Genomic DNA, 12,535 nt, shown 5'->3' with positions numbered 1-12,535 from the left:
CTGCGGCGATGACCTATCCTGGCCGACGTGGAACTGACCCAAGCCGAAGGCGCGCCTTCTTCACAGGCCGCCGACGACTCGGCCGGCGCCTCTCTTCGCCTCAGGCGCAGGAGCATCTGGGCCGCCGTCAGATTCCTGTTGGTGGGCGGATTGTCCACCGTGACGACTGTCGGCCTCTTCAACCTCCTCGTCCACGGCGGACCGCTCGCGGTCCTGAGTGACCGTCCCATCACCGCCTACGCGGTCGGTGTGGTCGCTGGGCTGGCCGTCAACTACCTGGGCAACCGCTTCTGGGCGTTCGGGACCGAGGCGCCGGAGTCGATGTGGCGGCACCTCGTGGCCTTCGTCGTGGCGAACGCCATTGCGTTGGCGATCCCCGCCCTCTGCCTCGGCGTCAGCCGGTACGTCCTGGGGCTGTCCTCGGTGGTCTCCGACAACGTCGCCGCGAACGTGGTCGGGCTCGTGCTCGGCACCGCGACGCGGTGGGTCCTCTACCGACGTTTCGTCTTCGCCAGCCGCTAGCCACCCTCGTCGCGTTCGCTGTCGGCGAACATTGCCCTCTGTGGTGTTCGCCCTGCGTGAACACAGGAAGCCTGAAGGCCCGCGATCCCTTGTAATCAGGGAAATCCCAGGTGCTCGGGCGTGCCGCCGACGTTGGCAGCCACGACTAGCATGGAACGGACTGAGGGGCCCGACCTGGAGAAGGGTCTCGGATCAAGGGGAGTTGCATGTTCGAGAGGTTCACCGACCGCGCCCGTCGTGTTGTCGTGCTCGCCCAAGAAGAGGCGCGCATGCTCAGCCACAACTACATCGGCACCGAGCACATCCTTCTTGGTCTCATCCACGAGGGTGAGGGTGTCGCGGCCAAGGCGCTGGAGAACCTCGGCATCTCGCTCGAGGCGGTCCGCGAGCAGGTCGAGGAGATCATCGGCCAGGGCCAGCAGGCGCCGAGCGGCCACATCCCGTTCACGCCGCGTGCCAAGAAGGTCCTCGAGCTCAGCCTCCGCGAGGCGCTCCAGCTCGGCCACAGCTACATCGGCACAGAGCACATCCTGCTCGGCCTGATCCGCGAGGGCGAGGGCGTCGCCGCCCAGGTCCTCGTCAAGCTCGGCGCCGACCTCAACCGTGTGCGCCAGCAGGTCATCCAGCTGCTGTCGGGCTACCAGGGCAAGGAGACCGCGTCCGCCGGGGCTCCTGCCGGCGAGTCCGCGCCGAGCAGTTCACTTGTCCTCGACCAGTTTGGTCGCAACCTCACGCAGGCTGCCCGCGAGGGCAAGCTCGACCCGGTCATCGGGCGTGAGAAGGAGATCGAGCGCGTGATGCAGGTGCTCTCGCGCCGCACCAAGAACAACCCGGTGCTCATCGGTGAGCCCGGCGTCGGCAAGACGACGGTCGTCGAAGGCCTCGCGCAGGATATCGTCCGCGGCGACGTCCCCGAGACGCTCCGCGACAAGCAGATCTACACTCTCGACCTCGGCGCGCTGGTCGCCGGCTCGCGCTATCGCGGTGACTTCGAGGAGCGCCTCAAGAAGGTCCTCAAGGAGATCCGCACCCGCGGCGACATCGTGCTGTTCATCGACGAGATCCACACGCTCGTCGGTGCCGGCGCGGCCGAGGGTGCGATCGACGCCGCCAGCATCCTCAAGCCGATGCTGGCCCGTGGTGAGCTGCAGACCATTGGCGCGACCACGCTCGACGAGTACCGCAAGCACTTCGAGAAGGACGCTGCGCTGGAGCGCCGCTTCCAGCCGATCCAGGTCGCCGAGCCGTCGATCGCGCACACGATCGAGATGCTCAAGGGCCTGCGTGACCGCTACGAGGCGCACCACCGCGTGACGATCACCGACGAGGCTCTGGTCTCGGCCGCGACGCTCGCCGACCGCTACATCTCCGACCGGTTCCTCCCCGACAAGGCCATCGACCTCGTCGACGAGGCCGGCTCGCGGCTGCGCATCCGCCGGATGACCGCACCGCCGGACCTGCGCGACTTCGACGACAAGATCGCCGACGTGCGCCGCCGCAAGGAGAACGCGATCGACGTCCAGGACTTCGAGTCCGCAGCGTCCCTGCGCAACGAGGAGCGCGAGCTCCTGGCCGCCAAGACCGACCGCGAGAAGCAGTGGCGCGCCGGTGACATGGACGAGGTGGCCGAGGTCGATGAGGAGCTCATTGCCGAGGTCCTCGCGCTCGCGACCGGCATCCCGATCGTCAAGCTCTCCGAGGAGGAGTCGACCCGGCTGCTCAACATGGAGTCCGAGCTGCACAAGCGGGTCATCGGTCAGGAAGAGGCCATCAAGGCCCTGTCGCGGGCGATCCGCCGTACGCGTGCCGGCCTCAAGGATCCGCGTCGCCCCGGCGGCTCGTTCATCTTCGCCGGGCCCTCGGGTGTCGGCAAGACCTGGCTGTCCAAGGCGCTCGCCAACTTCCTGTTCGGCGACGACGACGCGCTCATCCAGCTCGACATGAGCGAGTTCTCCGAGAAGCACACCGTCTCGCGGCTGTTCGGCTCGCCTCCCGGCTACGTCGGCTACGAAGAGGGTGGCCAGCTCACCGAGAAGGTGCGCCGCAAGCCGTTCTCGGTCGTGCTGTTCGACGAGGTCGAGAAGGCCCACCCGGACATCTTCAACTCGCTCCTGCAGATCCTGGAGGAGGGTCGACTGACCGACTCGCAGGGTCGGGTCATCGACTTCAAGAACACCGTCATCATCATGACGACCAACCTGGGCACGCGAGACATCGCGAAGGGCGTCAACCTCGGCTTCAGCCAGGCCAGCGACGTCCAGGGCTCGTACGACAAGATGAAGGCCAAGGTGTCGGAGGAGCTCAAGCAGCACTTCCGTCCCGAGTTCCTCAACCGTGTCGACGAGATCGTGGTGTTCCCGCCGCTGACGCAGGACGAGATCGTCGACATGGTCGACATGATGCTCGACTCGGTCGAGAAGCGGCTCAAGGACAAGGACATGGCGCTCGAGCTCACGCCGGCCGCCAAGCACCTCCTCGCCTCGCGCGGCTTCGACCCGGTGCTCGGTGCCCGTCCGCTTCGCCGGACGGTCCAGCGCGAGATCGAGGACACCCTCGCCGAGAAGCTGCTCTTCGGGGAGGTCCGTCCCGGCCAGATCGTGCTGGTCGACGTCGAGGGCGAAGGCCCCGCCGCGACCTTCACCTTCAAGGGTGAGGCCAAGGCCGAGCTGCCTGACACGCCTCTCGAGGCAACGGCGGGCAGTGGCAACGGCGGCACCAACGGTGGCACCGCAGCCGCCGGCTGACCGACGTCACGACGACCGAAGGGGACCCCGTACGGGGTCCCCTTCGACGTCTCCGGGGTGCGCTGAGACGCGTGGTAGCGTGAGCCACCGCCCCTGCAGACGACTGGCGCCGCGCGCGCCGAGGTGGATTCTCGTGCCTGATCCCGCGACCCCGACCGGCTCACGACTCGTGATCATCCTGGGGCCCGGTCGGAGCGGGACGAGCTCGATGGCGGGCACGCTCGCGCGGTTGGGTCTTCACGTCCCGAAGCCCGAGGTCCCGCCCAACAAGAGCAACCCTCGCGGCTTCTACGAGCCACAGTGGGTCATCGACTTCCACAAAGAGGTCCTCGACGCCGCCAGTGTCCGCACGCTCGACCTCGCCCCCGACGCTCCGGCTCGCGTCGACGCGGTGGTTCGCAGCGGCGACTACGCCCAGCGCCTGCGCACGTGGCTCGCCGATGCCCTGACCCAGTCGCAGCAGATCATCGTGAAGGACCCGCGGACCGTCCTCCTCTCGCGTCTGTGGCTCGAGACGGCCGAGGATCTCGGGATCACGCCGGGCTTCGTGACGATGATGCGGCACCCGGCGGAGGTCTCCGCGAGCCGCACCATGCACTACACGAAGTCGACCGACGACGACCGCCGCCGTGCCTTGGCCGTCCGCCAGATCGGGGGCTGGGTCAACATCGCCCTCGAGTCGGAGCGGGTGACCCGAGGGGCCCACAGGGTGGTCGTCCGCTACACCGACCTGCTCGAGGACTGGCGAGGCCAGGCCGAGCGCGTACGCCGCGGCCTCGACCTCACGTACGAGCCGGACCTGACGACCGAGCCGCACCCGGTCGACGAGTTCCTCGACGCGGGACTTCGGCGCAACGTCGTCGACTGGTCGGGGCTCGAGATCCCCGCCGCGCTGGTGGAGCTCGGCGAGGGAGTGTGGCAGGCGTACGCAGCGCTCAGTGCCGCCCCCGGTGACCAGGAGGCCCTCACACCCGACCTCGACGACACCTTCGACGCGCTCGGCGCGGCGTACGCCGCCCAGCACGAGGAGGCTGTCGCCTTCGCCGCGGACCACTATCGCCGCGAGCGGGAGGCCGCGGTCGCCCGCGCACGGCGTCGGTCGGGCCGCGAGAGCGGACTGCGCTCGGTCGCGCGGCGCATCCGTCCTCCGCGGGCGAGCTGAGCTCAGCCGGGCAGACCGTAGACGTCGTCGTCGACCAGGGCCACGAGTCCGTCGTCCAGCAGGCCGTCGAGCGCGCGTTCGCGTTGGGTGGGGTCGTCCCAGACGGCACGCAGGACCTCACCACCCACGGGCACGTCGGACTCGCGCAGCACGGCGAGCAGACGCCCGCGGCACTGACGGTCCGTGCCTGCATAGGTCTGCACCCGCCGCGCCGGACCCTCGTACGCCGGCCGCCCGGCATCGAACCAGCGGCACCGCGCGCGGATCGGGCAGTCCCCGCACCGCGGCGAACGTGCCGTGCAGACGAGCGCGCCGAGCTCCATCAGTCCGATCGACCAGGTCGCCGCCGTCGAGCGGTCGTCCGGCAGCGCATCCGCCGCGCGTACACGCTCGGCGGCGGTGAGGGCGGGGGAGGGGAGCGCCGACCCGTCGAGGACCCGTGCGAGCACCCGCCGAACGTTCGTGTCGAGCACCGCGTGCCGGTGCCCGTACGCGAACACGGCGACTGCGGCGGCGGTGTACTCACCGACGCCGGGCAGGGCGCGGAGCGTGTCGAGATCCTCGGGGACGACCCCGTCGTGCCGGTCGCGGACGGCGGTGGCGGCAGCATGCAGGCGCAGCGCCCGGCGGGGATAGCCGAGGCGTCCCCAGGCCCGGACCGCCTCGCCGCTCGGCTCGGCGGCCAGCGCCGACGGTGTCGGCCATCGGTCCACCCACTGCTCGTAGACGGGGGCGACCCGCTCCACGGGCGTCTGCTGGAGCATGACCTCGGAGACGAGCACGTGCCAGGCGGTCGTGGACCTGCGGCGCCACGGCAGCTCGCGGGCGTGCGTGGCGTACCAGGCGACGACGGCGGTGTGGAGTGAGGAGGAGCTCGGGGCGACCATGGCGAGTCGATCCTGCCACGGCCGTGGTGACGGTTAGCGTGTGGGCGTGAGCTCGGTGATGCGGCCTTCGGGCAAGCTGCCCCCCGGTGTCTACTGGCGTCGACGGATCGTCGTGGCCGTCGTCGTGCTGCTGGTCGTCTGGTTGGTCTCGCGGGTCGTCGGCGGAGGTGACGACGCAGACGCGAAGGCCCCGAAGTCGCCCGCCAGCCCCTCGGCGACGCCGAGCGGGCCCGCGCCGACCACGCCGCCTCCCACGCCGCGCAGCCGCAAGGCAAAGGACGTCGAGGTCGGGGTCCGGCTCGGTACGGTCACCGGGTCCTGCGCCCCTGCCTCGGTCCAGGTCGTCCCGTCGGTCGCCGCCGGGACGCTGGCGGGTCGGGCGATCCCCGTGACCTTGCGGGTCGTCACGTCGGCGAAGGAGCCGTGCACGGTCCGGATCGACCCGACGACCTTCGTCCTTGAGGTGCGTGACTCCGACGGACAGGTCTGGGACACCCAGACCTGTGACCGGATCCGGGGTCTGACGGTCGATGTCCACCCCACCTGGGCGACGGTGGTGGACGTTCCGTGGAGCGGGCGGGCCGACGGTGACGGGTGCGACAAGGAGGGCGCATTCGTGAAGCCCGGAGCGTACGAGGCGAAGGCCGCGCTTCTCGGCGGTGAGCCGGCGATCGGCGAGTTCACGCTCGCCGCGCCTCCGACGCCCACGCCCACACCCACACCCACACCCACGCCGCCACCGACGACGAAGCCGACAGCGCCGGCGGCCACGGGCAAGCCCAGCACGAGCCCGTCGACGGCTCAGACCCCGTGACGCAGTCCCCGTGAGCGCCCGCGGGGCTGTCGGTCAGACGTAGCGCTCGAGGATGCTCGCCTCGGCGAGGCGTGACAGACCCTCGCGGACACTGCGGGCGCGGAGCTCGCCGACACCCTCGACGGCCTGAAGGTCCTCGATGCTCGCAGCGAGGAGCTTCTGGAGCGTGCCGAAGTGCTCGACCAGACGCTCGATGACGCTGTTGGGGAGCCGGGGGACCTTGGCGAGCAGCCGGTAGCCCCGAGGAGACACCGCCGACTCCAGGTGCTCGCCGGTGCCGAGGCCGAGTGCGCGGGCGATCGCGGCCAGGTCGACGAGGTCGGTGGAGACGATCTCGGAGAGGTCGGCGAGGACCTCGGCCGGGGGCTTGCCCCGACGGCCAGCAGGGGCGTAGTCGCGGACGATCAGCTCGCGCTCGCTCTCCACACCGGTCACGAGCTCGTCGAGCTGGAGCGAGAGGAGGCGTCCGTCCGTCCCGAGCTCGAGCACGTAGTCCTCGATCTCGACGGCGATCCGGGTCACCATCTCGAGCCGTTGTGCGACCGCTGCGACGTCACGCACGGTCACCAGGTCTTCGATCTCGAGCGCCGAGAGTGCGCCGGAGACCTCGTCGAGGCGCAGCTTGTAGCGCTCGAGCGTGGCGAGCGCCTGGTTGGCGCGGCCGAGGATCGCGCCGGCCTCCTCGAGCACGCGGCGGTTGCCTTCGACGTACAGCGCGATGATGTGCATCGACGCCGACACCGAGATGACGGGGACGTTGGTCTGCCTCGCCACCCGGTCGGCCGTGCGGTGCCGGGTGCCGGTCTCGTGCGTGGGGATCGACGGGTCGGGCATGAGGTGGACCCCCGCCTGGAGGATCCGGGTCGCGCCCTTGTCGAGGATGATCGCGCCGTCCATCTTGGCGAGCTCCCGCAGAGCGGTCGGCGTGAACGGCACGTCGAGCACGAAGCCGCCCGTCGACAGGGCGTCGATGTCCTTGTCCTGGCCGAAGACGATCAGTGCGCCGGTGCGTCCTCGAAGGATGCGCTCGAGGCCTTCGCGCAGTGCCGTTCCTGGGGCCACCGAGGCGAGCGTCGCCCGCAGGATCGGCGGCGTGCCGCCCGCTCGATCGTTGATCGACACAGTTCCCCCGCGAGATTGGTTCAATGACTGCGATCAGTGTAGTGGCTGGTCCCCGCACCGACGCCGAGCTCGCGGAGCGCGCCTGCGAGGTCGTCGACCGCGACGACGGACAACCCAGGGACCTTGCGTGCGTCGGGCGTCGCGTCGGCGCCGTCGCGCGGCACGATCGCGCGCCGGAACCCGAGGCGGGCGGCCTCGCGCAGGCGATGCCCCAGGTGGGTCACCCGCCGGACCTCGCCGGCCAGCCCGACCTCGCCGAGCGCGACGAGATCGCTGGGGACGATCGTGTCGGTGGCCGCCGAGGCGACGGCGATGGCGGTCGCGAGGTCAGCGGAGGGTTCGCTGAGCCGTGCCCCGCCCACCGTCGCCGCATAGACGTCGCTGCGCCCGAGGACGAGGCCGCAGCGACGCGACAGCACCGCGAGGATCATCGCCATCCGCGAGCTGTCGAGCCCGCTCGTCGCGCGGCGAGGCTGGGGGAGCTCGGTGGCGGACACGAGCGACTGGACCTCGGCGAGCAGGGGGCGCCTGCCCTCCATCGTCACCGTGATGCAGGTGCCGGAAACCGGCTGGTGGTGGCGCGAGACGAACAGGCCCGTCGGGTCGGGGACCTCGACGATGCCTTCCTCGGACAGGTCGAAGCAGCCGATCTCGTCGACCGGGCCGAAGCGGTTCTTGACGGCACGGAGCAGCCGGAGCCGGGTGTTGCGGTCGCCCTCGAACTGGAGGACCACGTCGACGAGGTGCTCGAGCACGCGGGGACCGGCGATCGAGCCGTCCTTGGTGACGTGGCCGACGAGGACGGTCGGGATGTTGCGGGACTTGGCGACCTGGATGAGTGTCGAGGCGACCTCGCGGACCTGGGTGACACCGCCAGGCACACCGTCGATGCTGCTCGAGCCGATGGTCTGGACGGAGTCGAGAACCAGCAGCGAGGGCTTCACCTCGTCGATGTGGGCGAGGACGGCGCCGAGATCGGTCTCGCTGGCGAGGTAGAGGCTGTCGTGGACGGCCCGCGTACGGTCGGCGCGCAGGCGGATCTGAGCGGTCGACTCCTCGCCGGAGATATAGAGAGTGGTCGCAAGCCCACGGGCCCAGCGCGCGGCCACCTCGAGGAGGAGCGTCGACTTGCCGACGCCGGGCTCACCCGCGAGCAGCACCACCGCCCCCGGGACGAAGCCGCCCCCGAGGACGCGGTCGAGCTCGGCGATGCCGCTGGGACGCGAGCGCGACGACTCGACGTCGATCTGCCCGATCGGGCGCGCGGCTCGGGTGACGGACGTCGGCGTGGTGCGCGCGGTGGCAGGGCCTCCGGTCTCGTCGACCGTGCCCCACGTCTGGCACTCGCCACATCGGCCGACCCACTTCGTGCTCGTCCACCCGCACTCGCTGCACCGGAACGTCGTCGCGCTTCTCGCCATGACGGACACGCTAGGCGAGAGGGGTGACAGGTCGGCAGCGGCTCGCCCGACCTGTGGATCAGAGCCGGCCGCGCCAGGACCGCGCGCTGACGTCTTCGCGGCGCGTCTCGAGGTGGGCGCGGACGGCGGCGTAGATCGGCAGCCACGTCGACGGGACGAGCAACAGCACCGCGCCGATCAGCGGTGGCACGGCGTCGGCGGCCGCGTGGGTGCCGCCCTCGCTGACGAGCAGCCCGGCGGTGAGCACCGCGATCAGCCCGGGGAGATAGCCCCACAGCGCGGGACGCAGCTTGCCCGTCTGGCGCATCAGCGCCAGTGATCCGGCGAAGCAGCACAGCGCCACGACCGCGGCCATGACCGCCGCCGCGTCGTAGCCCGCCGCTCCGGCGCTCTGCGTGACCAGCAGGTTGATCCCCACGACCCCCAGCAATACCGTGGCGGCCATCGACACCACGACGGTTGCGACTGCGCCCAGGTGGCCGGTGATTCCGAGGACACTGCTCATGCTCTCCAGGGTGTGGCGAGCCTGAGCCTCAGACCATCCGTTGTAGTACTCAGTTCAACCAGTTCGGATCTCAATCAGTTCGACCACCTCAGATCCGGACGGTGCCTTCCGGAGTGACGAAGGTGGCCGCGACGATTCCCGGCGTGCCGTTCGGGGCGACCCATCGCACCTCGACGTCGGTCAGCGCGTCGAGGACCGACTCCCCGAGGTACTGCGTCACGCGCGCGGGGTCGCCGGCGATCTCGAGCGAGCCGAGCGACAGTGCCGCGGGGCCCGAGCGTGACGGGTGCTGCTCGTCGGGGACCTCCCACTGGACGACGAACGGCAGCTGAGGGTCCGCCTGCGTTCCTCGTACGCCGATCTGCTTCCACTCGAGGTTGAAGCCGTCGGGGCGCCTGCGGTTGCCGGGCACCGCGTGCCGGCCCATCCGGTGCTCGACCGGCGTCATGTCGTCGACGCGGACGACCCATCCGAGCCAGCCGCCACCGAGCTCGGTCCGTGCGCGCACGGCCTGTCCGAACGGAGCCTTGTCCGACGCGGGGTGGTCGAGTGCGGCCACGACCTCGACGTACTGGTCGCCCACCAACGGCAGGATCATGTTGCGGGTGCCGAAGCGGGGGTGGTTGCCGCCGTCCAGGAAATCCGCGCCGAGAAGCGTGCCGAGCCGGTCGGTGGTCGCGGCGAGGCCGTCTGGCCCGGCGGCGAACGAGAGATGGTCCAGTCGCATGTGCGTCATTGTGACCCGCGACACATACCGCCTCGAGGGTGGGGTCAGGCCCCGGGGTCGGCGCGGTGTCGCGTACGACGGTGCTCGCCGGCAAGGTGCTCCTCGCAGAGCTTGACGAGCTGCTTGTAGCCCTTTGGGCCCATCAGAGCAGTGAGCTCGTCGGCGTTGCTCACGTAGACGGGCTCGAGGCCGACATGCGCCTCGGTGTTGGACGAGCAGTACCAGTCGAGGTCGTGACCGCCCGGCCCCCAGCCGGCCCGGGTGTACTCGCCGATCGCGACCTCTGTGTACGAGGTGCCGTCGCCGCGCTCGACCTCGCGGAACTGGCGGCGGATCGGCAGCTGCCAGCACACGTCCGGCTTGACCGCGACCGGCGACTCGCCGTGGTCGAGGGCCCACTTGTGCAGGGCGCACCCGACGCCGCCGGCGAAGCCCTCACGGTTGTGGAAGATGCATGCGCCCTCGTAAGCGCGGGTCTTGAGCTCGCCGTCCTCGTCGCGCTCGGTCCAGCCGTGCTTGCGCCCCTCCTTGCGGTGCTGCCAGTCCTCGGGGCCGAGCTTCTCGACGTACGGGGCGACCCGCTCGTAGTCCGCCTCGTCGGCGAAGTGCGCACCGAGCGTGCAGCAGCCGACGTCGGGCGCGGAGGCGTAGATCCCGCGGCACCCGTTGCCGAAGATGCAGGTCCAGCGGGACGTGAGCCAGGTGAGATCGCAGCGGAACACCTGGTCGTCGTCGGCGGGGTCCGGGAACTCTGCCCACGTACGGGGGAAGTCGAGCATCACCTCGGGCACGCCTCCACCATAGAACGGATCGCCACATGTGGTCGGTACGCTCGATGTCATGCGCATCGGAGTGCTCGACATCGGCTCGAACACGGGTCACCTGCTCGTGGTCGACGCCTATCGTGGCGCTCCGCCGTTGCCCGCGTTCACCTACAAGGAGCCGCTGCGGCTCGCGGAGCACCTCGACGACGACGGCGCTGTCGACCCGCGCGGGGTCAAGGCGCTGGTGCGGTTCGTGGACGAGGCGCGTGCCGTCGCCTCCGAGAAGGGGTGCTCGGAGGTCATCGCGTTCGCGACGTCGGCGCTGCGTGACGCGGTCAACGCCGACGCGGTGCTCGCGAAGGTCGAGTCCCAGACCGGGGTGCGCCTCGACGTGCTGCCCGGAGACGAGGAGGCGCGGCTGACGTTCCTGGCTGTACGGCGCTGGTTCGGCTGGTCGTCGGGTCGCCTGGGCGTCTTCGACATCGGCGGCGGCTCGCTCGAGATCGCGACCGGGCGCGACGAGACTCCCGACGTCTGCACCTCGCTGCCTCTGGGCGCGGGGCGGCTGACGCGCGAGTGGTTCCCTGACGGGGTCCCCAGCGACGCCCAGTACGACGCCCTGCGGCTGTTCGTCCGCCAGCAGATCGCCGACTCGGTCGGGGCACTGCGCAGGGGTGGCGGGTTCGACCACGTGGTCGCGACCAGCAAGACCTTCCGGTCGCTGGCACGGCTGTCCGGTGCCGCGCCGTCGGAGGCCGGGCCGTACGTCAAGAGGTCGCTGCGCCACGACCTCGTCGTCGCGCACCTCGAGGAGCTGCGCACCATGTCGGTGACCGAGATCGCCGAGCAGCCGGGGGTCTCGCCGAACCGTGCCCACCAGATGGTGGCCGGTGCGATCGTCGCCGACGCGGTGATGGACCTGTTCGAGCTCCCCGAGCTCGAGATGTGTCCGTGGGCGCTGCGCGAGGGCGTCCTGCTCGAGCGCCACGACCACATGTGAGACACCGCGTAACCTGGAGCAGTGACAGACCCTGTGCCGCCTGTCTCCGTGCCGTCCGCACGGGTGACGCTCTCGACCTCGTCGGTCTATCCCGAGTCGACGGAGGTCGGCTTCGAGATCGCCAAGCGGCTCGGCTACGACGGGGTCGAGGTGATGGTCGGGACGGACGCGACGAGCGCCGACATCGACGCGATCGTCGGGTTGCAGGAGTACCACGAGATCCCCGTCCTCTCCGTCCACGCGCCGTGCCTGCTCATCACGCAGCGCGTCTGGGGGACCGACCACTGGGTCAAGCTCGAGAAGAGCGCGGAGATGGCACGTGCCTGCGGAGCCGGGCTCGTCGTCGTCCACCCACCCTTCCGCTGGCAGCGCGACTACGCGCGCGCGTTCGAGGAGGGTGTGGCCAAGCTGGAGGACAGCACGGGCGTCGTCTTCGCCGTCGAGAACATGTACCCCTGGCGCACCGGCAAGCGGGAGTTCCAGGCGTACGCCCCGGGCTGGGACCCGGTGGTGCTCGGCTACGAGCACGTGACGCTCGACGTCTCCCACTGTGCGACGTCGGGCACCGACCCGCTCGAGATGGCCTCCGACCTCGGACGTCGGTTGGCGCACGTCCACCTCGGTGACGGGACCGGCTCGGCCCGCGACGAGCACTTGGTCCCCGGACGTGGGCACCAGCCCGTCGGCGAGCTGCTCGGCCTGCTCGCCGAGCACGAGTACGCCGGCGACGTCGCCGTCGAGGTGACCACCCGCAAGGCCGCCGACCGCCTCGAGCGCGAGGCCGATCTCGCGGAGGCGCTTGCTTTCACGAGGCTCCATCTGGCCTCTGCGGTCGCCTCGCACGATCTTTGATCGATGCATTTCGGC

General features: G+C 70.4%; 12 protein-coding genes. 6 read left to right on the top strand and 6 right to left on the bottom strand.

Annotation, left to right across the window (positions count from 1 at the left end):
• The first annotated feature begins 27 nt into the window (after positions 1–27).
• The 3 genes from HCT63_RS14425 (at position 28) to HCT63_RS14415 (ending at position 4,428) form a co-directional block, all read left to right on the top strand.
• Positions 28–522, top strand: coding sequence for a GtrA family protein (locus HCT63_RS14425; RefSeq protein ID WP_347877943.1), 495 nt, complete (start codon positions 28–30; stop codon positions 520–522).
• Positions 523–728: 206 nt separating this feature from the next.
• Complete coding sequence (locus tag HCT63_RS14420; RefSeq protein WP_167006130.1) at positions 729–3,266, top strand: ATP-dependent Clp protease ATP-binding subunit; 2,538 nt, start codon at positions 729–731, stop codon at positions 3,264–3,266.
• Positions 3,267–3,399: 133 nt separating this feature from the next.
• A complete protein-coding gene (locus HCT63_RS14415) occupies positions 3,400–4,428 on the top strand; it encodes a sulfotransferase (RefSeq protein ID WP_167006127.1) in 1,029 nt (342 codons plus the stop codon).
• Positions 4,429–4,430: 2 nt separating this feature from the next.
• Here the strand turns inward: HCT63_RS14415 and HCT63_RS14410 are convergent, their stop codons facing one another.
• Complete coding sequence (locus HCT63_RS14410; protein ID WP_167006124.1) at positions 4,431–5,315, bottom strand: A/G-specific adenine glycosylase; 885 nt, start codon at positions 5,313–5,315, stop codon at positions 4,431–4,433.
• Positions 5,316–5,361: 46 nt separating this feature from the next.
• On the opposite strand from HCT63_RS14410, the gene HCT63_RS14405 reads away from it, so the two are divergent.
• A complete protein-coding gene (locus tag HCT63_RS14405; RefSeq protein WP_167006120.1) occupies positions 5,362–6,129 on the top strand; it encodes a hypothetical protein in 768 nt (255 codons plus the stop codon).
• Positions 6,130–6,162: 33 nt separating this feature from the next.
• Here HCT63_RS14405 and disA read toward each other — a convergent pair whose 3' ends face one another.
• From disA to HCT63_RS14380, 5 genes are all read right to left on the bottom strand, one after another.
• Positions 6,163–7,251 carry a DNA integrity scanning diadenylate cyclase DisA gene (gene disA / locus HCT63_RS14400; RefSeq protein WP_167006117.1) on the bottom strand — a complete coding sequence of 363 codons (1,089 nt, stop codon included), beginning with the start codon at positions 7,249–7,251 and terminating at the stop codon, positions 6,163–6,165.
• A 20-nt stretch (positions 7,252–7,271) separates the two neighbouring features.
• Positions 7,272–8,672, bottom strand: coding sequence for a DNA repair protein RadA (radA, locus tag HCT63_RS14395; RefSeq protein ID WP_167006114.1), 1,401 nt, complete (start codon positions 8,670–8,672; stop codon positions 7,272–7,274).
• A 58-nt stretch (positions 8,673–8,730) separates the two neighbouring features.
• A complete protein-coding gene (locus HCT63_RS14390) occupies positions 8,731–9,177 on the bottom strand; it encodes a hypothetical protein (protein WP_167006111.1) in 447 nt (148 codons plus the stop codon).
• Positions 9,178–9,265: 88 nt separating this feature from the next.
• Positions 9,266–9,904 (bottom strand): VOC family protein, encoded by a 639-nt coding sequence (locus HCT63_RS14385; protein ID WP_167006108.1) that lies wholly within the window; start codon positions 9,902–9,904, stop codon positions 9,266–9,268.
• Positions 9,905–9,948: 44 nt separating this feature from the next.
• Complete coding sequence (locus HCT63_RS14380; protein WP_167006105.1) at positions 9,949–10,695, bottom strand: DUF3109 family protein; 747 nt, start codon at positions 10,693–10,695, stop codon at positions 9,949–9,951.
• Positions 10,696–10,744: 49 nt separating this feature from the next.
• Here HCT63_RS14380 and HCT63_RS14375 point away from each other — a divergent pair, with 49 nt between their 5' ends.
• Complete coding sequence (locus tag HCT63_RS14375) at positions 10,745–11,668, top strand: Ppx/GppA phosphatase family protein (RefSeq protein WP_167006102.1); 924 nt, start codon at positions 10,745–10,747, stop codon at positions 11,666–11,668.
• A 21-nt stretch (positions 11,669–11,689) separates the two neighbouring features.
• Complete coding sequence (locus tag HCT63_RS14370) at positions 11,690–12,520, top strand: sugar phosphate isomerase/epimerase (protein ID WP_167006099.1); 831 nt, start codon at positions 11,690–11,692, stop codon at positions 12,518–12,520.
• Positions 12,521–12,535 lie beyond the last annotated feature (15 nt).

The organism is Mumia sp. ZJ430 (assembly GCF_011751845.1).
In the GTDB taxonomy this organism is placed as follows: domain Bacteria; phylum Actinomycetota; class Actinomycetes; order Propionibacteriales; family Nocardioidaceae; genus Mumia.
The sequence above is the reverse complement of the archived record's forward strand: the minus strand, read 5'-3'. Positions and strand labels throughout refer to the sequence as shown.